Source organism: Vibrio palustris (genome assembly GCF_024346995.1).
Classification (GTDB): domain Bacteria; phylum Pseudomonadota; class Gammaproteobacteria; order Enterobacterales; family Vibrionaceae; genus Vibrio; species Vibrio palustris.
Genome location: NZ_AP024887.1, coordinates 2,545,839 through 2,569,646, shown reverse-complemented (window position 1 = coordinate 2,569,646; position 23,808 = coordinate 2,545,839). Strand labels below are relative to the sequence as shown.

Below are 23,808 nucleotides of genomic sequence, written 5' to 3'. Positions count from 1 at the left end.
AGAATTTTCTTGGTATAAACAAAATAGTGTGACTTGTATCTCGTTAAGATTATGCACTATGCTTATCACACTCTGATGGAATTTAATGTAATAATTAGGTGAAAAACTCAACCTTAGTGCACTACGACTTTGGTATAACTTTATAGGCCATAGCTTTACCGTGATTAATTAAAGTGTTAAATTGATCACGTTTTATTGGTGTGTTTGTTCACTAAATGAACAGCGCGAACCTATTGGATGCAGCAGTCAGGATGTTAACTTGCGTTCTTATATCGTCACTTTGATCAAACGAGCAGATAAACTCAATCAGCAGCGCACTGAGCGTGCTCTCGGTCTAATGAGTATGCAGGGACAGCGTGTTTTCCACGCGATACCGGTTTTATTGCACTATAATCATCCGCAACTTCCTGGCTATATTGATGAGTGTGTTCCTCATGGTATTCATTGTTTCCAATTAAACGATGTACAAACTGAATTTGTTAATGATTTACACCTAACCTCTGCTTCACCTCTCGCCACTCCTTCTTCTCTTGATATTTTAGCCATGTATACCATGGGCAGTACGTCTTCTATTGGCCAGAGCACATCGAGTGATCTCGACATCTGGGTATGTGTCGCACATACCATGCCAAGTGAGCAGCGCCAAAACTTACTCAACAAGTGCTCCATGATTACTGAGTGGGCGAAAAGCCTCGGCGTAGAAGCGAATTTCTTTATTATGGATGAGGAACGATTTAGGCATAATCGTTCAGAAGCGATGACCGGTGAAAATTGTGGCTCTTCACAACACCTGTTGTTATTAGATGAATTTTATCGCTCTGCGGTCTGTTTAGCTGGGAAGCGTTTGTTATGGCAAATTGTTCCGCCAGAAATGGAAGAGTGCTACGACGATTACATTACTGAGCTCATTGCGCAAAACTACATTAATATCGACGAATGGATTGATTTTGGTCAGTTAAACGGTATTCCGGCTGCGGAATATTTTGGTGCTAATCTCTGGCAACTTTATAAAAGTATCGACTCACCATATAAGTCAGTTTTAAAAGCCATTTTACTCGAAGCTTATTCTTGGGAATATCCGCATACCCAACTGTTGAGTGTTGATACTAAGCGTCGTTTTTTTACTGACGAGCCTGATCTGTACGGGATGGATGCATATTATTTGATGCTAGAAAAAGTCACCCGTTATTTAGAACGCATTGGGGACTTAAGTCGGCTGGAATTAGTGCGTCGTTGTTTCTATTTAAAAACCCATGAAAAACTCTCAAGAGAGCCCGGTCATGGTTCCGTTGCTTGGCGGCGCCGAGCGCTTGAAGAAATGACTCAAGCTTGGCAATGGCCAATGTCGCTGATTACGCATTTAGATGCTCGCCGCCATTGGAAAGTACAGGAAGTGAAAGTCATGCATAACGCGTTGTTAGATGCGTTAATGCAAAGTTATCGTAATCTTATCCATTTTGCACGCCGTAACGATATTACTTCAGCCATCAGTCCCCAAGATATTTCTATTTTAGCGCGCAAGCTCTATGGGGCGTTTGAGGTGTTGCCGGGTAAGGTGACACTGCTTAATCCGCAGATTTCCCCAGATTTGCATGAGTCGGATTTATCGTTTGTTGAAGTGGCACCAGGGCGGGTCAACACCGCAGGTTGGTATTTGTATAAGCAACCACTGGTCGCCTCACGCATGATCAGTCAGCGACCGCTAGAACATAATGAATATTTAAGTAAATTAGTTGCATGGGCTTTCTTTAATGGTCTCATCACAGAGTCAACACGTTTACATTCAATGGTTCAAGAAGGTAACTTGGATATTGATAAGCTTTATCAAATGGTGAGTGATTTACGCAATACATTTTCACTACATAAGCGCCGACCAACCATGTCAGCGTTGGCAAGTCCGTGTGAAATTAGCCAATTGGCGATGTTTATTAATTTTGAAAAAGATCCGACATCCAAGCTGCGTGGGAAGGCTCTGAAAGTCGATCTGAAAAATATTGATATTTTGAGCTTTGGTACGGAGCATATTAGCTTAATTGGTAGTGTTGATTTGGTCTATCGAAATTCTTGGCAAGAAGTGAGAACGTTACACTTTGAAGGCGAGAAAGCCATGATCGACGCATTAAAAACCGTATTAGGTAAAATGCACCAAGATGCGCTGCCGCCTGAATCTGTGGATGTGTTTTGTTATAGCAAAAACTTCCGTGGTGTGATGCGTAATCTTGTTTATCAGTTATTGGCTGAATGTATTGATTTACGTTTACGACCGATGGAAAAAGAGAAGCGCCGTCGTTTTAAAGCGTTACGGATTGGACATCAGATGTATGGGCTGTTTTTTGAGCGACGAGGTGTATCGGTTCAGAAGTTAGAAAACTCGGTCGATTTTTATCGTAGTATATCAAGTAATAAAGTCAGCGGTACGCCTCTGCTGATGTTAGATAAAGACGATGATTATGAACTACCCACCGTTGTCGATGGCTTCGCGAGTGAAGGTTTGGTGCAGTTTTTCTTTGAAGATAAGTGCGAAGGTTTCAATATTTATGTGTTGGATGAAGTGAATCGAGTCGAAGTTTATCACCAGTACAGTGGCGAAAAAGATGAAATGATTGCCGCGGTTAATGGTTTTTATACCTCGGTTCGTGATGAAAATAATATCGCGGCAAAATTTATTAATTTTAATTTACCGCAGTATTACCAAATTGTTCGCCCAGAAGAAGGGGGCGACTATGTGGTGCCTTATCGTAATGATGCTATTCCGTATTCTCGGCCCAATAAAGCCGTAAACGCTTAAAAAAAGAGCATGCCATTGGCATGCTCTTTTGGTTTATTCCCAATCAATATCTTCATTCGCATGCTTTTCACATTCGGTTTTTACCATGCTGGTGAATTCCCCTCCAGTTTTGGTACATATCCATTGTTCGTTCTCGTAGCGGAAATGAAATCCTCCTGAACGTGACGCGAGCCATAGTTCTTTCATCGGTTCTTGGCGGTTAATAATCACTTGGCTGCGGTCTTCAAACTCAAGCGTCATTACATTACCAGAGGTTTCATAGTCGATATCGGCACCCGAGTTATCGATCATTTCTTCAATGGTTTGCAGCTGAACATCAGCGAGCTGATGAAATTCTGTATCATTCATCTCGGTCTATCCTATTGCTTTTCTTGACTGTGGTGCGATTATAGGGGGCATTGAATAAATAATCACGAAAAGCAAAATGAAAAAATGGATAACCGCGTTATTTTTACTATCTGTAATGACGTTAACAGGGTGTGGGCAGACGGGGCCACTTTATATGCCTGACGATTCACAGCAGAAGCAGAATACAGAAAGTCAGTAAATTCAATTATATGAGATAAAGGATACGAGCTTGGATTACTTCAATTATCAGGACGATGGTCAACTTTGGGCTGAAGATATGCCGCTTAGCGAATTGGCTGAGTTGTACGGTACGCCTCTATACGTCTACTCGCGTGCGACATTTGAACGTCATTGGCATGCGTTTGATAAGTCGGTCGGCGATCACCCGCATTTAGTATGCTATGCCGTTAAAGCAAATTCTAACATTGGTGTATTAAACGTTTTAGCACGCCTTGGTTCAGGATTCGATATTGTGTCGGGTGGTGAATTAGAGCGGGTGATTGCTGCGGGTGGTGAACCCTCCAAAATCGTTTTTTCTGGTGTCGGAAAAACCGCAGCAGAGATGAAGCGAGCATTAGAACTCAACATTAAGTGTTTTAACGTTGAATCAGAGCCTGAACTTGATCTCCTCAACAAAGTGGCCGGTGAACTAGGTGTTAAAGCTCGCATTTCTCTACGTATTAATCCCGATGTTGATGCACAAACTCATCCTTATATTTCAACGGGTTTACGTGACAATAAATTTGGTATCGCTTTTGAGCGAGCGCCAGAAGTGTACAAACTGGCACAAAGCATGGAGCATCTTGAAGTATCAGGTATCGATTGTCATATTGGATCACAGCTCACTGCTCTTGAACCGTTTATTGATGCGACAGATCGCTTATTAAACTTGATTGATGAATTGCTCGAACAAGGCGTACCGATTCACCATCTCGATGTTGGTGGTGGTTTAGGTGTGGTCTACCGTGATGAAATGCCTCCACAGCCTTCTGAATATGCGAAAGCCTTGTTATCACGCTTGTCGGCGCATCCTGATCTAGAGCTTATTTTTGAGCCTGGCAGGGCAATTGCGGCGAATGCGGGTGTGTTATTGACACAAGTAGAATTTCTAAAGCACACAGAGCATAAGAATTTTGCCATTATTGATGCGGCCATGAATGATCTAATTCGTCCAGTATTGTACGAAGCATGGCAAGATATTATTCCGGTTAAGCCACGCCAAGGTGAAGCGAAAGCGTACGATTTGGTGGGACCTATCTGTGAAACCGGTGACTTCCTTGGCAAGGACCGCTCTTTGGTGCTGCAAGCCGGAGATCTTCTTGCGGTACGTTCTGCCGGTGCGTATGGTTTTGTGATGGCATCGAACTACAATACGCGCGCGCGCGCAGCAGAAGTGATTGTCGATGGCGACAAGTCTCACCTTGTACGTCAACGTGAAGAATTAAGTAGCTTATGGGCACTAGAAAGTGTCTTGCCGGAGTAAATAACGCATTATGCATTTTCATTTTTCTAAAATGCACGGATTGGGTAACGATTTCATGGTTGTGGATTGCGTTACCCAAAACGTCTTTTTTTCACCTGACTTGACGCGTCGTTTAGCGAATCGTCATACCGGTGTTGGTTTTGATCAATTGCTGATGGTCGAAGCACCTTATGATCCAGAAACGGATTTCCATTACCGTATTTTCAATGCCGATGGCAGTGAAGTCGAACAATGTGGTAATGGGGCGCGGTGTTTTGCGCGCTTTGTGCGTATGAAAGGGTTAACCAATAAATACAGCATTAATGTCAGCACTAAGAAAGGTAAGATGGTACTGAGTGTCGAAAATGACGATCAGATTACTGTGAATATGGGGGTGCCGATTTTTGAGCCAGCGAAAGTCCCATTTAGAGCCAAACAAGCTGAAAAAACGTACATCATGCGTGTTGCAGAGCAAACCTTGTTCTGTGGCGTAGTGAGTATGGGTAATCCTCATGTTGTGACGGTGGTTGATGATGTGGATACCGCACCGGTTGAAGTGTTGGGGCCAGAGCTGGAATCACATGAACGTTTTCCTGAACGAGTGAACGCTGGCTTTATGCAAGTGGTCAATCGTGATGAAATTCGCTTACGTGTGTATGAACGTGGTGCTGGTGAAACTCAGGCATGTGGTAGCGGTGCATGTGCAGCTGTCGCTGTAGGCATTGCACAAGGATTACTAGACGACAATGTTACCGTACACTTACCGGGTGGCAAGTTGGTGATTCGTTGGCAAGGTGAAGGGCAGCCACTTTTGATGACGGGCCCCGCTGTACACGTTTATGATGGTCAATTATCTTGCTAAAGAGGAACCGTTTTGTCACAACCTGAAGCCGATACACTGACGGCGAAAATAGTCGAAGAGTATTTGAACGATCATCCAGATTTTTTTCAAGATCGTCCTGAGTTAGTTGAACGACTTGCTTTACCCCATCAAGAAATGGGGGCGGTATCCTTGGTACATGTTCAGCTTTCTCGTCAGCGGCAGCGTATCGAAGAGCTAGAAGAAGAAATTACCGCATTTATGTCACTGGCGGCATCGAATGATAAAACGTTCCATGAGTTTATGGAGCTTGAATCGACCCTGATGCATTGTTCTTCTATGGAGCAAGTTGTGGCGGCTTTAGAAGCAAAAGCGCAGGTCTTGGGGTTAACGGCCTATTTAAGATTGATGGATACCCCTTGTCGACAATATCAATGTGATAAAGAGGCGTGGCAACGTTTTTCGACGAACCATTTAAATGGGCAAGATGCTTACTTGGGTCGCTTACGTCAGGTAGATCGTCACCAGTTGTTGGGCGATAAGGCGTTTTTACCTGAGCTAGGTTCTTATGTTGTGTTACCCTTACGTAAAGGGCGCTCATTAGGTTTTCTCGCATTTTCGAGCGAAGATGGCGGCCACTTTCAGCCAAGTATGGATACGTTGTTTTTACGTCATCTTGCTTTGGTTATCGCCCATTTAATTGATACTTTACCTTGGCAAATTATTGATGAAAGCAGACGCAGTCACTCCTCTTCCTAGAGCATTGCAACAACCCTTAGAGCGTTTTTATGAGTATTTACGCAGCGAAAAAGGGTTGAGTTTACATACTCAGCGTAATTATAAACAGCAACTAGAAACCATGGGTCATCACTTGCATGAGCTTGGCGTGAAAGGTTGGATTGATGTTGATGCGGGATGGGTAAGACAACTCGCGAGTAAAGGCATGCGTGAAGGTATGAAGTCGAGCAGCTTAGCGACGCGTTTGTCGTCACTACGCAGCTTTTTCGATTTTTTGATTTTACGTGGTGACATGAATGCCAACCCAGCTCGCGGTGTGTCGGCACCAAGAAAACAGCGCCCGTTACCTAAAAACCTTGATGTTGACGAAGTAGCGCAGCTATTAGATGTGAACGAAGATGATCCCTTATCGGTGCGTGATCGGGCGATCATGGAACTGATGTATGGCGCTGGTTTGCGATTGGCAGAATTGGTATCTATCAATATTCGTGATGTGCATTTTCGCTCAGAAGAAATCCGTGTCATAGGTAAAGGTGATAAAGAGCGCAAAGTGCCGTTTTCCGGGCAAGCCAGTGAATGGGTTGCTAAATGGATGAAGCTGCGCTCTCAATTTGCTCAACCTTCTGAACCCGCTTTATTTGTGTCCAAGTTAGGAACGCGAATTTCTCACCGTAATGTACAAAAACGGATGTTGGAATGGGGGCAAAAACAGTCGGTGTCGAGTCATATTAGCCCGCATAAATTGCGTCACTCGTTTGCGACGCATATGCTGGAGTCGAGTAATAATCTACGAGCTGTGCAAGAGTTATTGGGCCATGAAAATATTTCAACCACTCAGATCTATACGCATTTAGATTTTCAGCACCTTGCTCAAGCGTATGATCAGGCTCATCCTCGCGCTCATAAAAAAAACAAGGATTAGTATGTTTTATCGCAACATGCCAACCATTCAGGCGATGACGTTTGATTTGGACGACACGCTCTACGATAACTGGCCAGTGATTCGTCATTTGGATGCTGAAATCACGCAATGGATACATGAGCGCCATCCGGTAACCGCCACGAAGCCAGCGCAATGGTGGGCACAAGTGAAACAGCAAGTTTTAGAGGCTGATCCTATGCTCGCGCATGATGTATCAACTTGGCGTTTACAGCAAATTACACAGGGGTTAGTGGCATTAGGATACGAACCTGAGCTGGCCTTGACGTCGGCGCAGGCCGCGATGGAACAAGTACATTACTTACGTAACCTAGTGACGATACCGGATGACACTCATCGCGTACTTGCTCAGCTAGCGCAACATATTCCGCTGGTGGCAATTACCAATGGTAATGTTGACGCAGAAAAAATTGGTTTAAGCCAATACTTCACGGCCGTTTTTCGTGCGGGCCCCGATGGGCGTGCGAAACCATATGGTGACTTGTTTGAGAAAGCAGCGTCGATATTACCTTGCTCTCGTCACAGTATTTTACATGTCGGGGATCACCCTGTGACTGACGTGCTCGGTGCTAAGCAACACGGCTTTCAAGCTTGTTGGTTTAATGACCGGTTTGATAACGCTAAAGATTGTCGACGTTTAACGGTATTACCTGATATGGAAATACACACGCTTGCGCCGCTTTTGGATCTCGTGAATCGTGTTTAACTAATATGCTGACGGCTCCTAGTGGTGCCGTCTGTCTTTATGAATTTTTTGTTTTTTCGTTATCCGCGATGTAACGCGTGCCCACTTTTATCCGCTTGATATACAGCCATAAACTCATCTAAAAATGCGGTTAACTGCTTGGCAATCACTGGTTCATTCATTTCTTTAAGTAACACGCTCGCAACTTCTAGGGTACATAAGTGACCGGATTGTTGGTTGCGACGTAATTGATATTGCGATTGCATGCCTTGTGTTGATAACGCTACGAAAGGGAGCGCTTTTAGCCAAGGGCTCTTACGTACTATCTTCTGAGCCTCTTGCCACGTAGCATCAATAATAATGAAATGAAAAGGACGCTTATCGTCTGTTGACGTTACTAACTCTGTAAACGTCATACTGTTGGGCGCCGGGTAAACCACAACCGACTGTGTATTGGGATCTTGAATTAGCTCTAGTAGCTGAGGTTCGATTGCGGTTCTTTGCCATGTATAGGCGTTACAGTGGGGCAAGGCGCGGCATAACCAGCGACCAGTATTAGTATCGCGGGTGACCTCCTTTTCATGCATCAGCAAGGTTAAGTGCAGCTCACAGTCCGGTGCATGTGGTATCTGTGAACATACACATTGATATTGCAGCTGACATTCTGGGCAAGATGCTCGCATGTTTAAAGATGAATTCCTTGTTGTCTTGGCGATATACCACCTGAAAACAGCATAACCGCATCATGAGGCTGAGCAACATTGGGTTCAGTCGGTTGATAGTGGCCATCAGTGAAAGAGAGACGTTGCAGTTTACCCGATAGCTGCGAAGTGATCACTAGGTCGCGCCAGCCCTCGGTGGATTTGTTCGATAGATACACCGGAATATTGGTGATGATTTGGCTATTAAATACCCATTGTCCGCTAACGTTGTTAAATACGAGAAGCGAACCTTCTTTCTTTTGTTGCCAATCCATATAAACCAGCAACTCTGAATGTTCATCACCATTGAGATCATAGGTTAACCAACGGTAATGATGGTCACCATTTGCCAGTTTATGTTCGATAAGATAGCGGCGTAGTGCCTGATCAACGTTTTCATCGTATTCTGATGAGGCAATTAAAGATGTCGGCTTTTTGCTACGGTCAGGCTCTTCTAAACCAACAGAGTCGTGATAATCTTTGTATAACGTTAATCCTCCATTGGCAATTGGGTAAACTGTATCCCCGACTTTTTCTTGTGAGGCGCTAAACGTTTCATGTTTGGCATGAAAGATACGTTGAGTGACTAAGTATTGTTGGTCATGACGAGTCATCACCACGTCAACCTGACGGTTACCAAGAGATTGCCAGTAACCAGTTTCAACCACATCTGGTTGATCGTTTTCATAACTATAACGCGTCACCGCAGTATGATCGCGACTGAGCTGCATGCTCACCGTAAAACCTTGATTAGTTTTAGAAGCGGCATAGTAGACTCCTGCCCATTTTAATGAGCTGTCCGTATTACCTAGGATCGCGCAGCCACGATAAGTGTGTTGCTGATGACGTAGTGCGGCTTTCCATCCATACAAGGTATGAGAATGTTGATTGATGCAATATTTTGCATCTAGGGTTAAGTCGCCGTCGTTGGTTTGGTATTTGCGACGCTGTTCAGAGAGTTCGCCTCCTGAAAGCGCCAATTGAGACGACTGTCCTTGCGATGGACTAAATATAATACCGTCTTGGGTGAATGTCGCAGACCATTTATCCGGTGTGTTCCCAAATGCCCGAGTGGGAAGTGGATAAAGGTGACACTGATGTTGTGATTTACCGCTGAGCACATTGATATGAGTGACGACAAAGCGTCCAGCATAATCGCCGTTATCACCGCTTTGACTTGGTGGTTTTATATAACCGACCATTTCACCATAATGTGAGTCATAAGGGGAAGCGCTCACGGATGCCGCTTTTGTCATTAGCGATTGCGGTAATGAGAGCTGAAATTGTTGCTGACTTCCACAGGGCGTTATGGTTTGTGAGTTTGGACCGATAACCACGCTACCGCGCAGCATAAAAGATTGTGGTTTTATCGATTCAGGGTGGTTTAAATCAGCCAGTTGAGTTTGTTTGGGCGGTGAGGTTGACGAGCAAGCTGCTAAAGCGAGACTGCTCAATAGAATTACTGGGTTTTGCAGTGCCTTCATGGTATATCTTCCTTGTCACAACCGAACGATGGATATCATTATGGCATACTGGTTATTTAAAACAGAACCGGATACTTTCTCTATTGACACTCTGCGGACACAAAAAACGACGTGCTGGGAAGGAGTTCGCAATTATCAAGCAAGAAATATGTTGCGAGACAAAGTTAGAGTCGGTGATGAGGTCTTGATTTACCATTCATCCTGTCAGCGGATTGGGGTTGCGGGCATCGGTCATGTCGTCAAAGCAGCCTATCCCGATCATTTTTCTTGGGATATATCGAGTGATTATTACGATAGTAAATCGTCACCGGAGAACCCTAGGTGGTTTATGGTTGATATTGAATTTTCGCGCAAGCTGTCGCGAGTTATTCCGTTATCAGAGCTTAAGGCTCATCCAAGCTTACAAGCGATGCCGCTAGTACAGCGAGGTAATCGTTTGTCTATTATGCCAGTGACGGATGAAGAATATCACGCGATTATCAGCTGTGAATAATCCTTTGCTAAGATAAAATAACCCAGTAAAGCATCTTACGCTTTACTGGGTATGCTTTTATTTCAAAAGGTTATCTTCAAGATATTGAGCAACAGCATCATGCTCATTACTACCAATACGCTCGATAGTTGGAATAGCTTCAATCACTTGTGGGTGCGCTGTACCCATCAGTAACCCCTTGCCAGCCATAGATAACATTTCTACATCATTCATACCATCACCAAAAGCAATGCAATCTTGTAAGCCTAGCCCGAGTGACTCAGAGACCGTTTTGATAGCATTACCTTTTGAAACGTTAGGCCCCATGACTTCTAAACACCATGGCGAAGAGAAACAAATAGTAAGTTGCTCACCAAACGTGTCGTTAAGGCGCTGCTCAAAAATGCGTAAATGTTCGTGATCTTTTTGCAAATCAGTAAAGAAAACCTTCGCTACGTTATCAGTAGGTGCGTCGTCTGAATGAAAAGTATTGAAAGAAAAGCCCGACTCATTGTGGAAGTTTTCTAGTGCATCTTTATCTTTATTTAAGTGCCATGTTTGATCACGATAAATATGTACGTAAATACTATGTTCATTTTTCAGCATATCCACAACGGGTTGGACTAAATGCTCAGGAATATTTTGGCTGCTCATAAGCTGGTTATCAGGAGTATGAACACGAGCGCCATTTGACGTTATCATATAGGCTGGGATCCCAACCGTGTTACGAATTCCTGCTACATCGACATGGTGACGACCTGTCGCAAAGATAAAAGTATAACCACGCTCATGCAATTTCTTTAATGTGTGCTTGGTTTTTTCACTTAATTTATGATCGGGGGCGAGTAGCGTACCGTCCAGATCAGAGGCGACAATTTGGTAAGATAAAGGCGATTGTTCAGCGGTCATAAACCCTCTTAATGGTATGCGTATTGTTGTCAGATCTAGCAAATGCAGTTTAGCATTTAGTGTACTGCAAAATGGCCGAGAAAAAGAGGGTAAAGCAAGGAGGAATTGATTTCCTCCATTGAGGCGTTGATTGTCGGTGAGTTATTGTATGGCTGAAAAATGCTCAAGAATTTGTGTGAGTGTCGGGTTACGATATTCGTCCGCCTCAAATAAAAGTTCATGATATCCATTAGGAATAACCGACAAGCGCGCATTCTTATTGGTTTTTGACAGTTTATTTATGAAGCGTTGCTGGGCTTTATTGTCGACGATTTTATCGTGTTCCGCTTGTATCAGAAGGGTAGGAATAGTCACTTGTCGAGTTAGCTGAATACATTGTTTCGCCGCCATTAACCCTTGCCATACCCAGCGAGTACTGGCTCCTCCTAACTTTAGCTCGGGATCGTTATCGTAGAGATCCCTAAACCATTGATAACGAATTTCACTATGTGAAAGGGGATTATCTGAAAATGGTTTCGCTAGATAGTCACTATGTCCTGGGGCATACCGAGGTTGAGGTGACAGCGACGTTAATAAATAGGTTAGCGGAATAGCGATCAGTTTAAGTTGCCACGGAATGTTTACGCCAAACATCGGGGCGGTGAGAGCCACCGCAGAAAATGGATGTTGAGGATACATTTGTAGGTAGCGAGTGGCGATTGCCCCGCCCATAGAGTGGCCCAAGAGAAAACATTGCTCATATTGTTCTAATTTAAAAGTCTTAAGTAGCTCATGTAGATCGCAAACATAGTCATTGAACTCGCCGACATAGCCCATTTGGACATTATCGATTAAACGTTGTGACCGACCTTGCCCACGATGATCAAAAGAGTAAATATCATAGCCTTGTTGGAATAAATCAAAGAAAAGTTCTTGATACTTCCATGCCGATTCTATACGACCATTGACTAATACTATCGCTTTGTTGTGTGCAGGGGAGGTGAGCTGACACCAATAGATACGAGTTTTATCAAAAGAGCGATAAAACCCCTCTTCGCGCTGAGACCAGAATTGAGCGATGTCTTTCGTCATGCGTTCTGGGAACTCATGTTCTTGAGTTAACCCGTATGGATTGCCTGCTGGTGTTGTCATCACAGAGGAAAATTACCTTATCGAAATTATGTGTCAAAAAGCGAATGTCTATATGACTATAGTATCTTATTTTAAGCCGACCTGCTGAGAGCTCGTCACTTTTGGCGAAAAATTATGGTAAATGACAGGGGCTATTTTAGCAATCAGATGAGTAGGGTATTGCCAGCCCTCATGAGAGTAAATGTCATATTCCTCGCGGTCATCATGAGAAAAATTGGTATCGACAAAATGGGTGTTAAAGGTGCAAGGTGGTGTTTAGGAGGTTGATACTATTGACTATTTTTATGCAGGCTCATGGCAGAAATAATGCTGAGCGATAAAAACGTGAAGCAAAGAAAAGATACCCACCCCCCAGGGAAGGGGAGTGAGTATACGGGGGAGTACTATTGGAGCCAGGCGTTAAGCATCCAAATTAATTTTTCTTGTTCACGAATATAGTCGCTCATTTGAGAAGCGGTACCTTCATCACCTGTTTCCGATGCCAATGCCAAAACACTACGCTGTTGAGTAATTAGTGTATTAAAGCCATCGACTAAGCCTTGCATCGTGCTTTGTCCATCTGTGGCATTGGTATGTTCTTGAATGTCAGTCTCTGCTAAGTAGCTAGTAAAGCTATGCAGTGGTCGTTCGCCTAACGTTAAAATACGCTCGGCGACTTCATCTAATTTCGTCTGTAGGTCAGTATAAATTTCTTCAAACTTCGCGTGTAACTCAAAGAATTCTTTACCTTTGATATTCCAGTGATATCCGCGAGTGTTCATGTAAAAAACGTGATAGTTCGCGAGTAATTTATTTAAAGAAGCAGCAAGCTGTTGGCTTTGTTCTGTATTTAGACCGATTAAATTCGTTGTCATATTCTCACCTCTATTTGAAGTTCATGAACGATTTGTTGAAAACAATCTTATCGGGAGAAGTGTCGAAATAGAAATTGAAATTTTGTATTAATCTAATAGGTGATATCTATCTTCTGATAGTTGACCTACCATTGACTGTTGGTTCACAACTAAACGATATACCGCTTTATAGTGATGGAAATAATAGACTGGGAGGATATATGGAAGAAAAAAAGCGTGTTGAGTTTTTTGATGTATTACGCTGTGTTGCAGCGATTGCGGTTATCGCAATTCATACACTGGCACCGTATCGCGATCTTTATGGTGTCATACCTGATAGTGAGTGGTTAACCGCTGTCACGTTAAATGGTTCTACACGTTGGGCTGTACCTGTCTTTATTTTAATTTCAGGGGCTCTGTTAATGAGTGATACTCGCCCTTTTAATGCCGACTATTACATCAAACGCCGTTTAGGCAAAGTGGTATTACCTTTTTTAGCTTGGTCAGCATTTTATGTCGTATTATCAGGGTTTAGTGCGCAAGGTTTTAATAGCGAAGTCGCCACTGAGACCGCTGCAAACAGCTGGCATCATGGCACCTACTACCATTTAGGCTTTTTCTATTACTTCATTCCACTCTATTTTGTTATTCCATTGTTTCAGTGGGTCAATCGTCATTCCAATGATGGTGTTTGGGTGGCATATGTCGGGGTGTGGCTTATCACGACAACGTTATTTTTATCGCATATTAATGGCGTGTGGAGTTCACAATATTGGCTATACACAGGCTATTTACCTTTAGGTTACCTGCTATACAAACGCTTACCAATTACGTCTCTAACGGTGGCGATTGCAACTATTTTGGGGCTTCTATCACTGTATTTTACTGTTCATTCTGTCGTTGAGTTGAGCGTCATGAAAGGTGAGTACTCGGTGGGGCGTTGGTTGTCTTATAAAACGATTAATGTCGTACTTGCGGCGAGTATGATTTTTATTCTAGGTCGAGCGATAACGCCCTATTTACCGGAAACCTTAATGAAAGGTATTCGAGTCATGAGTAAATATAGCCTTGGTATTTATCTATTGCATCCAATATTTTTATGGCCAATGAAAGCGTTTGGTTGGTATCAAGGAAACCCTAGCTGGGTTATTCCACTATGGATGCTGATTAGTGGTGCAGGTGCGTTGACGTTAAGTTGGTTGCTCGCTCGTTTCAAAGTAACGCAGTGGCTGGTACCATAAACGAAGGTATTAGTCGGTCAGGTTGTGTAGTTGCTCACAACCTGACGTGACAATGTTTGCCTACACTTAGAATCTCAGTGAATCTTTATCTCGTCTTTAAAGTATGAGAATTGTTATAGATTTAGGGGGTGGGAGGGGCAATGTCAGACATTGAACAAGTGGTAACGTGTACGCGAAAGTTAGAAACATTATTGAGAGAGCAGTATCACGCGGAAGGCAAAGGGCTGCATCAATTAATAACCAGCTGTCAGCAACGCTTACCGCGCCACATTGTCGGAAAGCTTCGTTTCATTGCGACAGTAAGAAATAAAATTGTGCATGATGATCACTATCGATTAGATAATCGGTCTGATTTTATGGCCGCATTTAAGCAGTGCCAGAGAGAACTCACTCCTAGAAGTGGCCGTTTTGTATGGCGTATCGCAGTGTCATTAATGTTGTTGATGACGCTTGCAGCCGCCGCTGTGTACTATGCCCATTGGGATCTGCTCGATAAGCATTTCTTTTCTCGTTAATCGTATTTTATGCTTAAAAAAAAAGACGCTCATAAGAGCGTCTTTTTTTTGTACTGATATGATCAGTACATCATTGGCAGTGTCATTAAACCTACAACCACTGCAATCATAACCAATCCTTGCTTTTGAGATGAAGACATACGACACCGCTCCTTTAATTATTGTTTACACTATGAGTAATAGAATAGCATTATTTTATGTGTGGGATCAATTCACAGTAGATAAGAATCCCATAAATACCCATAAAGTATGGTTATTTTCCTTTAAATTATACTTTAAGTAGTGATTTTTCAGGGGGGACTAATAGAGCTTTTCATGAGTTTCTCAATGGTATTTTTATTTTAAATATTTGATAAATAATGATTTATTAAGTGTTTGTTTATTGCTCTACTTTTGTTTTTTATAGTTTTGGCGATTACAGAGCAGTATTGTTATTTTTGTGTAAAAATAATTTTTTAAGTCGTTTTTTTATAGGTTTTATACGTTTGTAATGTAGAACGTTATGAATTTTGCTAGATAATAGAGCATTAATGTCTTTTCATGAGGATTTTATTATCACCCTGTTAAAGTAAACGTTTGCTTTATTTTGTTGTTTTTAACTTTTTGTTTTATTTGGTTTTTTATTTTTATTTTTTAAATTTAATCGTGTTTTTATTGGGGTTTTTCCGTAGTATTTCACTTTTAAATGATCAATAAAGTAAGTTCTAATCATTTTTTCAATTATAGACTGAATTTTTTCTGTTTTTTTGCTGATAAGGCAAAGAGTCATCAATCCGTTTGCTTACGTCGAACTTTTTCTGATCTTTTCTGGACTTACGCGTTGGCATCTCTAAACTGGCAACATGTGCGTAAAGAGGCAATGTGAACATGTGGAGTTGGATTTCTGTCGCTTTATCTGGGTATATCAGCATTTATTCGTATATAAAAAGTGATATTAAACAGGCGATTATATTTAAGTTGATGAGCTTGGGGGTATTATGTTCCATCCTTTATTCTGCCATGCCGTTGTCGACCGAGCCTGCCATGTGGGTATTGGTTAGCTTATTAGCTGCGATGTTTGCTGATGGGTTATACTATTTTAAGTCATGTATAAAAGTGAGTTTTATTGCCTTTCTGTGTTCTCAGGTTTTATTAAGTAAGGCCTTTTGGTGTCAATTATCCGGTGGCATAGTATGGTGGATGCCTGCCTTACTTATCGCATCAGGTGTGGTCGCTTTTTTCTTATTGTTGCCTCAGCTTGATAAATTGATTTTTCCGGTCTTGTTAATGGGCTTAGTCTTGATTCAAATGACATGGGCGGCCGGAGAGGTATGGTTAACGGCCAACGATACGATGTCGATATTGGGCTTTTTAGGCTGTATTACATTTATCTTGACTTGGGTCATTCAAGCCATCCATGACTTTAAGCGTCCGATTAAAGGTGGGCAGTACTTAGTCTCAAGTATGTATTTATTCGCGCAGAGCTTAGTGGTTATTTCGGTTATGTAAGTACTGTTTATTGGTTACGGACTTACTAATCGAATTATCATTAATTGGTTGTTATACTCACGCCTGTCATAAATGGAGCAGAAGGTATTATGGAAATTTTTTCAGCGGCAATCATGCTTTTTTTGATCATGGACCCACTTGGTAATTTGCCCGTTGTATTATCGATTTTAAAGCACTTTGATAAGCGAAGAAGACGTATCATCTTAATTCGTGAACTGATTGCTTCACTGGTTATTTTAATGCTGTTTTTGTATGCCGGTAAGTCAATCTTAGGATTTTTGCATGTACAGCCGGAAACGCTAAGTATTTCCGGTGGGGTGATCCTCTTTATTATCGCGATTAAAATGATTTTCCCGAGTGCCGGAAGTATTACGGGTTTAGCCGTTGGGGAAGAACCGTTTATCGTTCCTATCGCGATACCTATGATTGCGGGTCCTTCAGTGATTGCCGCATTATTATTACTCTCGACACAATATCCGCATCAGATGATGGAGCTTTCTGCTTCCGTCTTTCTCGCTTGGTTAGGAACCGCGGGTATCTTAATGTTCTATGGTTTTTTCCATAAATTATTAGGTGAACGTGGTTTAAAAGCGGTTGAGCGTTTAATGGGATTACTACTTGTCATGGTATCGACACAGATGCTCTTAGATGGCTTAAAAAGCTATATGGCGGGCTAATCTTCTCGATGTCAATTAGATAAAAAACGCCAGTCATGTGACTGGCGTTTTTTTATTGCATATGTTTACGTCGAATATCCAACAGAGCAAAAATTCCGAAGATGAGAATGGACCATTTCTCCCAGCGACTCATGGTGATTTTATCTCCGAAAGCACCAATGAATATGAGTGTTTGCAGGCCATGCATCATAAATAAGAAGCCCGTCATAATATACAAGGCGATGGCGGCGTTGCCTGGGAATGGATGCACAATATTGGTGAGCAGTATAAGCCACACAAACCCAATCGCGGCTTTGGCCGCGAAAATCAATGCTTTCATGGTTCGCTCCTTTCAAATAAACGGTAGCTGACTTGTCCTGCCTGTTTTTCTTTCAGTAGTTGCCAGTGATTTGGCATTATAGGTAAGACTAATTCTTTCTCTGTCTCAATATAGATCAAAGCCTGAGGTGTTAACCAATGATTATCTTCTAGGCGGTGAATCACCTCTTCAAGCAAACCTTGCCTGAAAGGCGGGTCGATAAACACGACATCATAGGCTTCTCCCGGTTTATCGAGATAAGCCAAACTATCAATGTTGTGTACATCAATGTTTTCTGCTTTTAGTGCAGTAACATTTTTTGATAACTGCTGGCAAACTTGCCTATTCATTTCTAACATTGTCACTTGAGAGGCTTGGCGCGAGGCCGCTTCGAAGCCTAATCCACCGGAGCCTGCAAAGACATCAAGGCAACGTGATTGGGGAATGTCTTGAGCAATCCAGTTAAAGAGGGTTTCTTTGACTCGATCTGTGGTCGGACGTAAGCCTTGTGCATCATGTACTGGCAGTTTTCTTCCTCGCCATAAGCCACTGATAATTCTTACTTGTCCAAGTGAATTCGCGTTTGTTGCTGGTTTTTTATGAGGACGTCTTGCCATAGATTTTTTGACCGCTCATTAAGTGTTACTATATCGAGCCTGCCAGTCTATAGACTGGCGTAAGGCGCATAAATTAAAAATATGACAAATTGTACCAAGTGATCGTAAAACTTTTCACTGCTTTGTCATTTTTTCTTTTCTTTCGGGGGATAATTCTCTGAGAAAAGAGTCATAGTTAGTTAAGCAAATCTAGGATACTCCCTAATGACAGAAAAAAAGAAACGTGGCTTACTGTCATGGCTCGGTTTTGGCGATGACGAAACCAGTCAGACAAATAATGAAAAAGAAATAAAGAATCAAGCAGAAACGGTTGCTCAGCCGGAACCAAGCGTTGAATCTCAAGAAACAGAAACAGAAACAGAAACAGAAACAACGAGTAATGATGATAAAGCGCAAGTACTCGAACCTGTGCTGGAAACGATTCAAGAGCAAGAGAAACCAACGGAAAGCTTTTTTGCACGTCTAAAGCGTAGTTTAAGTCGTACTAAAGCGAATATTGGTTCAGGGTTCTTTGGTCTTTTCAAAGGAAAAAAAATTGATGAAGATTTATTTGAAGAATTAGAAGAGCAGCTATTGATTGCTGATGTTGGCATGGAAACGACGACAAAAATTATCAATAGTCTGACTGAAAAAGCCACACGACAGCAATTAAAAGATGGCGAAGCGCTTTACGATCTTTTAAAAGAAGAAATGCGTGAGATTCTCGCAACGGTTGAACAACCACTCCCAGTGGATACCACCAAAGCACCGTATGTTATTTTGATGGTTGGAGTGAATGGTGTCGGTAAAACGACGACAATTGGTAAGCTTGCTAAGCAATTCCAGCAAGAAGGTAAGAGCGTTATGCTGGCCGCTGGTGATACTTTTAGAGCCGCGGCGGTAGAACAGCTACAAGTATGGGGGCAACGTAATAATGTTCCTGTAGTCGCTCAGCATACCGGAGCAGATAGCGCATCCGTTATTTATGATGCGATTGAGGCGGCCAAAGCACGCGGTATAGATGTAGTCATTGCTGATACAGCCGGACGTTTGCAGAATAAAGCGAACCTGATGGAAGAGTTGCGTAAAATTGTGCGGGTGATGAAAAAGATCGACGATGCTGCACCCCATGAAATTATGTTGACCTTAGATGCAGGCACTGGACAGAATGCCATTAGCCAAGCCAAATTATTTACCGAAGCTGCGCCACTAACCGGAATTACACTGACCAAGTTAGATGGGACAGCAAAAGGCGGGGTAATCTTCTCTTTAGCGGATCAATTCAAAATCCCAATTCGTTATATTGGTGTGGGTGAAGGCATTGATGATTTACGCCCATTCGAGACTCAACAGTTTATTGATGCGCTTTTCAGTCGTGATGACTAACAATGTAAATAGCATGTCCGTTTAAGGCTTAGAAAGGAATAATGTGTGATTAAATTTCAACAAGTAAGTAAGGCGTATCGAGGTGGACGGCAAGCCTTACAAAAGGTCGATTTTCATTTGCGAAGAGGTGAAATGGCTTTCTTAGGAGGCCACTCCGGTGCAGGTAAAAGTACACTTTTGAAATTAATATGTGCGATAGAGCGTCCGACTGATGGGCGATTGAGTTTTAACGATCATGACATCACACGGATCCCTAATAAGGATATTCCTTTTCTAAGACGTAATATTGGCATTGTGTTTCAAGACCATCGTTTATTAATGGATCGCACCATTTATGAAAATGTCGCTTTGCCAATGCGGATTGAAGCGGCCAGTGAATCTGAAATTAAGCGACGCGTGTCTGCGGCGCTCGATAAAACGGGTTTATTGGATAAAGCCCGTTGTTTTCCTACGCAATTATCGGGAGGTGAGCAACAACGTGTCGGTATTGCTAGAGCCGTCGTCAATCGCCCAACTTTATTATTAGCTGATGAACCAACGGGTAACTTAGATCCAGAGTTGTCTAACCGAATTTTACGTTTGTTTGAAGAATTTAATCGAGCGGGCGTGACGATTTTACTTGCGACGCATGATATTAATTTAGTCAATTCACGACCACAATATCGCCATTTTGAACTGAACCAGGGTTTTTTAAGTGAGGTACAAGGGTATGGCCAATAAACTCTTAAAAAATAAAAAAGCACCGAAATCCAATCCTGGCAAAAGGCTCAAAACGGATCGTTATTTTACGGTTCAGTGGAAACAAGCCAAAGCCTCTTTTCGTCAGATATGGCAACGTCCTCTAGGTAATATCATGACCTTAGCCGTAATTTCCATGGCACTAACGTTACCGAGTTGTTTTTACTTAGTGAGTAAAAACCTTTCAGCGGTTGCGACTCAAATGAGTGATTCTTCTCAAGTGAGTGTGTATATGAATGAAGGGGTATCTGAGGCTCGGGTTATGTTGCTCAAAGACGAAATAGAGCAGCGCGATGATGTCTCGGCGGTGAAATATATTTCACCGCAGCAAGGAATTGAAGATTTAAGCGCCAACGCAGGATTTGAGCAAGCGATTAGTTTATTAGACTCTTCAGTGCTCCCTGCGGTACTGATAATTACGCCAACAACGGATCAAAAGTTAGCCGTGAAATCGTTAGCGGCAGCCGTGCAAAAAAAGCAGGGTGTCGCTGATGTACGTTTGGATGAAGATTGGCTCTCAAAATTAGATGCGATTCGTAGTCTGGCGAGTATTTTGGTGATGAGTTTATCGGTATTAATGTTAATTTCCGTCTTCTTAATTGTCGGAAATACACTACGCTTTAACGTACAGGCAAATAAGAATGAAATCCAGACGATGAAACTGATCGGTGCGACCGATAGTTTTATTTTACGTCCTTATTTATACTCAGGAATGTGGTTTGGAGTGATTGGCGCAGTTGTCGCTTGGGTCATGACCATGGTGATTACGTTATTATTGAGTCATGCCGTGGCTGAGCTTGCCGACTTATATGATAGTCATTTTTCTCTTTTAGGTTTAGGCCTTGAAGACTCATTACTGTTGATAATGTTAGGTACGTTAATTGGATGTGTCGCGGCGAAAGTGTCTGCCAGCCGTCATTTAAAAGAAATTGAACCTATTTAATCGGGCAATGGTGCAAAACGTAACACTTTTCACTGAGTGTTGACTTGCTTGTTAAGATTGAATATAGATAATATTTGATTAGACTTGAAAACCGTTCATGTTCGGTTCAGTATATAAAAGATACACTGGCTCTAGTTTATATAACGATGAGGAAACGAATGACTAAACAAGCGTACCCAATGGCTTTAGTAACGCAGGATAGCTTAGATAGCTATATCCGTTCTGTGAATAGCTATCCGATGTTGACTGCGGAGGAAGAGCATTCTCTAGCTGAGAGGTTACACTATGATGGTGATATCGAAGCTGCGAAAGGTTTGATCTTGTCCCATTTGCGTTTTGTTGTTCACGTTGCTCGAGGTTACTCTGGTTACGGTTTACCAATGGCTGACTTGGTGCAAGAAGGCAATATTGGCTTAATGAAAGCGGTTAAGCGTTTCAACCCAGAAGTGGGTGTGCGATTGGTGTCGTTCGCTGTGCACTGGATCAAAGCTGAGATCCATGAATATGTACTGCGCAACTGGCGCATTGTAAAAATTGCCACCACTAAAGCACAGCGCAAGTTATTCTTTAATCTACGTAAATCAAAAAAACGTTTAGGTTGGTTTAACAACGGTGAAGTAGAAACGGTTGCACGTGAATTGGGTGTTGAACCTTCAGAAGTCCGTGAAATGGAATCTCGCCTTGCTGCGCAAGATCCAACGTTTGAAATGTCGTCAGATGATGATGAAAATACCTCTTATTCTGCTCCAGTGTTATACCTTGAAGATAAGCATTCTGATATCGCCGATAATATTGAAGCTCAAAACTGGGAAGAGCACACAACCCAGCGATTGGTTTCAGCACTCTCCACTCTAGATGAGCGCAGTCAAAATATTGTGCGTTCTCGTTGGTTAGATGATCAGAAAATGACTCTACAAGAGTTAGCAGATAACTATGAAGTCTCTGCAGAGCGCATTCGTCAGCTTGAAAAGAATGCCATGAAGAAATTAAAAGAAGCGGTGGGTGATATCTAATAACGAGCATCCATTGTAGTAATAAATAGAAAAGCTGAGATCATATGATCTCAGCTTTTTTTTATGCCCGATCTGAAATGCGATCAAAAAACCAGCGTAACCTGTGGATAAGTCTGTGGTAAGTTTATTTATGAGTTGTCATCAGATCGCATAAATAAAGGGTTTAGAGGCGTTTCATTTTTGGGGATATGTTTATTCTTACTCACAGAAAAGTAAGGATCATTACTACATATTGTGGATCCAAGATCGTTATGGCACCTTATCAACGCAATCCACAGGTTTATCCACAATTTTACCGGATCCAGATCCTTTTTGATAACCTTACATTGTCCGTGTACTTGTGTGGAACTGAATAGGTTATAATGTGTACTTCAATATGAGTTAAAAAAGAAGTGAGACACCCTATGGATCAATTCCAACATATCGATGTCGTCAGTGCTCAAGATCTGATAGAAAAGAGAGCCGCTAAGATCGTAGATATTCGCGATCCTCGATCATTTAAAGAGGCTCATGCTGAGTCTTCATATCATTTAACCAATGACACCATGGTTGAGTTTATGAATGAAGTAGACTTTGACGAACCAGTATTGGTGATTTGCTACCACGGCAATAGTAGCCAAGGCGCGGCTCAATACTTGATCAGTCAAGGGTTTGATGAGGTTTACAGTGTTGATGGTGGCTTTGAAGCATGGCAACGCGCTAATCTTCCTGTTGCAACCAACATGGCGAAGTAATAATGATTAAACTGGTTACTCTCAATAATCCTCGTATGGCGCAAGCCTATATTGATTACATGTCTACTCACCAGGTGGTGATTCAGTTATTCCCCGAGGGAGAGGGCCAGTTCTCATTATGGCTTGCTGATGAATCACAGCAAGAATTCGTTGTCGCTGAGCTCAATGCTTTCTTACATGATCCTACTCACTCCAAATATCTTGCTGCATCTTGGTCTAGTAATAATACCAGTCGTCCTCATTTACAGTATGCCTCGCCAAAACTCATGACGATGGTGAAAGAAAGGGCTGGAGCGTTCACTTTAGCAATGATGGCGCTCTGTACCGTTATTTTTGTATTGCAGCAATTTGGATTAGGAAGCCGGGTATTTGAGGCATTGCATTTTCCATCGACACAAGCACAGCATTGGCAATTGTGGCGATGGGTAACCCATGCTTTACTGCATTTTTCTATCCTGCATATCGTGTTTAACTTGTTGTGGTGGTGGGAGTTTGGTGGACATATTGAGAAGCGTCTCGGTAGCGTGACACTACTTAAAATCTTTGTAGTATCGGCCGTGTTATCGGGAGCAGGGCAGTATTGGGTTGCTGGCGCTAATTTTGGTGGATTATCTGGAGTGGTGTATGCACTATTGGGGTATTCATGGATGCTCTCTTATTACTTACCGAGTGCAGGTGTGAAGATTGAAAAACCAATCATTGGATTTATGCTGTTTTGGTTAGTATTAGGGTATGTACAACCCTTCATGGCGATTGCAAATACGGCTCATTTGGCGGGTTTGATAGCGGGCGTCGGCTTAGGTCTAAGTGATGTGTGGCGTTGGCGTCAATCATAAACATTAGCCCACGCTGCGTGTAACAACAGTGT

At 42.4% G+C, this 23,808-nt stretch carries 26 protein-coding genes; 18 read left to right on the top strand and 8 right to left on the bottom strand.

The window, feature by feature from the left end; genetic code table 11:
- Positions 1-259: 259 nt before the first annotated feature.
- Positions 260-2,788, top strand: coding sequence for a class I adenylate cyclase (locus OCU30_RS11990; RefSeq protein ID WP_077315467.1), 2,529 nt, complete (start codon positions 260-262; stop codon positions 2,786-2,788).
- Between the two features lie 33 nt (positions 2,789-2,821).
- Here OCU30_RS11990 and cyaY read toward each other — a convergent pair whose 3' ends face one another.
- Positions 2,822-3,136 (bottom strand): iron donor protein CyaY, encoded by a 315-nt coding sequence (gene cyaY, locus OCU30_RS11985; protein WP_077315468.1) that lies wholly within the window; start codon positions 3,134-3,136, stop codon positions 2,822-2,824.
- A gap of 76 nt (positions 3,137-3,212) precedes the next feature.
- On the opposite strand from cyaY, the gene lptM reads away from it, so the two are divergent.
- Genes lptM through yigB form a run of 6 tightly spaced genes read left to right on the top strand, consistent with a single transcriptional unit; the run spans position 3,213 to position 7,802 of the window.
- Entirely contained in the window at positions 3,213-3,335 is a 123-nt protein-coding gene (lptM, locus tag OCU30_RS11980) for an LPS translocon maturation chaperone LptM (RefSeq protein ID WP_077315469.1), read from the top strand.
- 30 nt (positions 3,336-3,365) lie between these two features.
- Positions 3,366-4,619: a diaminopimelate decarboxylase gene (lysA, locus tag OCU30_RS11975; RefSeq protein WP_077315470.1), complete on the top strand. Its 1,254-nt coding sequence runs from the start codon at positions 3,366-3,368 to the stop codon at positions 4,617-4,619.
- Positions 4,620-4,629: 10 nt separating this feature from the next.
- Positions 4,630-5,460, top strand: coding sequence for a diaminopimelate epimerase (dapF, locus tag OCU30_RS11970; RefSeq protein WP_077315471.1), 831 nt, complete (start codon positions 4,630-4,632; stop codon positions 5,458-5,460).
- A 12-nt stretch (positions 5,461-5,472) separates the two neighbouring features.
- Positions 5,473-6,177, top strand: a complete 705-nt coding sequence (locus tag OCU30_RS11965) for a DUF484 family protein (protein WP_077315472.1) — start codon at positions 5,473-5,475, stop codon at positions 6,175-6,177.
- The gene (xerC, locus tag OCU30_RS11960) at positions 6,146-7,078 is read left to right on the top strand and encodes a tyrosine recombinase XerC (RefSeq protein ID WP_077315473.1); all 933 of its coding nucleotides are present in this window, start codon (positions 6,146-6,148) and stop codon (positions 7,076-7,078) included. Before OCU30_RS11965 ends, xerC begins: the two co-directional genes overlap by 32 nt.
- Position 7,079: 1 nt before the next feature.
- Positions 7,080-7,802 carry a 5-amino-6-(5-phospho-D-ribitylamino)uracil phosphatase YigB gene (gene yigB / locus OCU30_RS11955; RefSeq protein WP_077315474.1) on the top strand — a complete coding sequence of 241 codons (723 nt, stop codon included), beginning with the start codon at positions 7,080-7,082 and terminating at the stop codon, positions 7,800-7,802.
- Positions 7,803-7,861: 59 nt separating this feature from the next.
- On the opposite strand, the gene OCU30_RS11950 is transcribed toward yigB, so the two are convergent.
- Both OCU30_RS11950 and OCU30_RS11945 read right to left on the bottom strand, forming a co-directional pair.
- Positions 7,862-8,464 (bottom strand): tRNA-uridine aminocarboxypropyltransferase, encoded by a 603-nt coding sequence (locus tag OCU30_RS11950; RefSeq protein WP_077315475.1) that lies wholly within the window; start codon positions 8,462-8,464, stop codon positions 7,862-7,864.
- A 2-nt stretch (positions 8,465-8,466) separates the two neighbouring features.
- Positions 8,467-9,966 (bottom strand): hypothetical protein, encoded by a 1,500-nt coding sequence (locus tag OCU30_RS11945; protein ID WP_077315476.1) that lies wholly within the window; start codon positions 9,964-9,966, stop codon positions 8,467-8,469.
- A gap of 40 nt (positions 9,967-10,006) precedes the next feature.
- Between OCU30_RS11945 and OCU30_RS11940 the strand changes: the two genes are divergently transcribed.
- Entirely contained in the window at positions 10,007-10,459 is a 453-nt protein-coding gene (locus OCU30_RS11940; protein ID WP_077315477.1) for an EVE domain-containing protein, read from the top strand.
- Between the two features lie 57 nt (positions 10,460-10,516).
- On the opposite strand, the gene OCU30_RS11935 is transcribed toward OCU30_RS11940, so the two are convergent.
- The 3 genes from OCU30_RS11935 to OCU30_RS11925 all read right to left on the bottom strand — a co-directional run bounded on the left by OCU30_RS11935 (position 10,517) and on the right by OCU30_RS11925 (position 13,332).
- Positions 10,517-11,347, bottom strand: a complete 831-nt coding sequence (locus OCU30_RS11935) for a Cof-type HAD-IIB family hydrolase (protein WP_077315478.1) — start codon at positions 11,345-11,347, stop codon at positions 10,517-10,519.
- Between the two features lie 141 nt (positions 11,348-11,488).
- On the bottom strand, positions 11,489-12,478 hold the full coding sequence (locus OCU30_RS11930; RefSeq protein WP_077315479.1) for an alpha/beta fold hydrolase: 990 nt from the start codon (positions 12,476-12,478) through the stop codon (positions 11,489-11,491).
- 383 nt (positions 12,479-12,861) lie between these two features.
- Positions 12,862-13,332, bottom strand: coding sequence for a Dps family protein (locus OCU30_RS11925; protein WP_077315480.1), 471 nt, complete (start codon positions 13,330-13,332; stop codon positions 12,862-12,864).
- Positions 13,333-13,532: 200 nt separating this feature from the next.
- Here OCU30_RS11925 and OCU30_RS11920 point away from each other — a divergent pair, with 200 nt between their 5' ends.
- The 4 genes from OCU30_RS11920 to OCU30_RS11905 all read left to right on the top strand — a co-directional run bounded on the left by OCU30_RS11920 (position 13,533) and on the right by OCU30_RS11905 (position 17,232).
- Positions 13,533-14,552 carry an acyltransferase gene (locus OCU30_RS11920; RefSeq protein WP_077315481.1) on the top strand — a complete coding sequence of 340 codons (1,020 nt, stop codon included), beginning with the start codon at positions 13,533-13,535 and terminating at the stop codon, positions 14,550-14,552.
- Positions 14,553-14,692: 140 nt separating this feature from the next.
- Positions 14,693-15,067 carry a DUF4145 domain-containing protein gene (locus OCU30_RS11915; RefSeq protein WP_077315482.1) on the top strand — a complete coding sequence of 125 codons (375 nt, stop codon included), beginning with the start codon at positions 14,693-14,695 and terminating at the stop codon, positions 15,065-15,067.
- A gap of 861 nt (positions 15,068-15,928) precedes the next feature.
- Positions 15,929-16,555 (top strand): lysoplasmalogenase, encoded by a 627-nt coding sequence (locus tag OCU30_RS11910; protein WP_205408838.1) that lies wholly within the window; start codon positions 15,929-15,931, stop codon positions 16,553-16,555.
- An 89-nt stretch (positions 16,556-16,644) separates the two neighbouring features.
- Complete coding sequence (locus tag OCU30_RS11905) at positions 16,645-17,232, top strand: YhgN family NAAT transporter (RefSeq protein WP_077315484.1); 588 nt, start codon at positions 16,645-16,647, stop codon at positions 17,230-17,232.
- A gap of 52 nt (positions 17,233-17,284) precedes the next feature.
- Here the strand turns inward: OCU30_RS11905 and OCU30_RS11900 are convergent, their stop codons facing one another.
- Both OCU30_RS11900 and rsmD read right to left on the bottom strand, forming a co-directional pair.
- Positions 17,285-17,551 carry a DUF1145 domain-containing protein gene (locus OCU30_RS11900; protein WP_077315485.1) on the bottom strand — a complete coding sequence of 89 codons (267 nt, stop codon included), beginning with the start codon at positions 17,549-17,551 and terminating at the stop codon, positions 17,285-17,287.
- Positions 17,548-18,147 (bottom strand): 16S rRNA (guanine(966)-N(2))-methyltransferase RsmD, encoded by a 600-nt coding sequence (gene rsmD / locus OCU30_RS11895; RefSeq protein WP_077315486.1) that lies wholly within the window; start codon positions 18,145-18,147, stop codon positions 17,548-17,550. The genes OCU30_RS11900 and rsmD overlap by 4 nt, the downstream gene beginning before the upstream one ends.
- A gap of 204 nt (positions 18,148-18,351) precedes the next feature.
- Here rsmD and ftsY point away from each other — a divergent pair, with 204 nt between their 5' ends.
- From ftsY to glpG, 6 genes are all read left to right on the top strand, one after another.
- Positions 18,352-19,512: a signal recognition particle-docking protein FtsY gene (ftsY, locus tag OCU30_RS11890; RefSeq protein WP_077315487.1), complete on the top strand. Its 1,161-nt coding sequence runs from the start codon at positions 18,352-18,354 to the stop codon at positions 19,510-19,512.
- Positions 19,513-19,557: 45 nt separating this feature from the next.
- A complete protein-coding gene (gene ftsE / locus OCU30_RS11885; protein ID WP_077315488.1) occupies positions 19,558-20,232 on the top strand; it encodes a cell division ATP-binding protein FtsE in 675 nt (224 codons plus the stop codon).
- Positions 20,222-21,193 (top strand): permease-like cell division protein FtsX, encoded by a 972-nt coding sequence (gene ftsX / locus OCU30_RS11880; protein ID WP_077315489.1) that lies wholly within the window; start codon positions 20,222-20,224, stop codon positions 21,191-21,193. The genes ftsE and ftsX overlap by 11 nt, the downstream gene beginning before the upstream one ends.
- A gap of 158 nt (positions 21,194-21,351) precedes the next feature.
- A complete protein-coding gene (gene rpoH, locus OCU30_RS11875; RefSeq protein ID WP_077315490.1) occupies positions 21,352-22,206 on the top strand; it encodes an RNA polymerase sigma factor RpoH in 855 nt (284 codons plus the stop codon).
- A 404-nt stretch (positions 22,207-22,610) separates the two neighbouring features.
- A complete protein-coding gene (gene glpE / locus OCU30_RS11870) occupies positions 22,611-22,940 on the top strand; it encodes a thiosulfate sulfurtransferase GlpE (protein WP_077315491.1) in 330 nt (109 codons plus the stop codon).
- A gap of 2 nt (positions 22,941-22,942) precedes the next feature.
- The gene (gene glpG / locus OCU30_RS11865) at positions 22,943-23,776 is read left to right on the top strand and encodes a rhomboid family intramembrane serine protease GlpG (RefSeq protein ID WP_077315492.1); all 834 of its coding nucleotides are present in this window, start codon (positions 22,943-22,945) and stop codon (positions 23,774-23,776) included.
- The last annotated feature ends 32 nt before the right edge of the window (positions 23,777-23,808 follow it).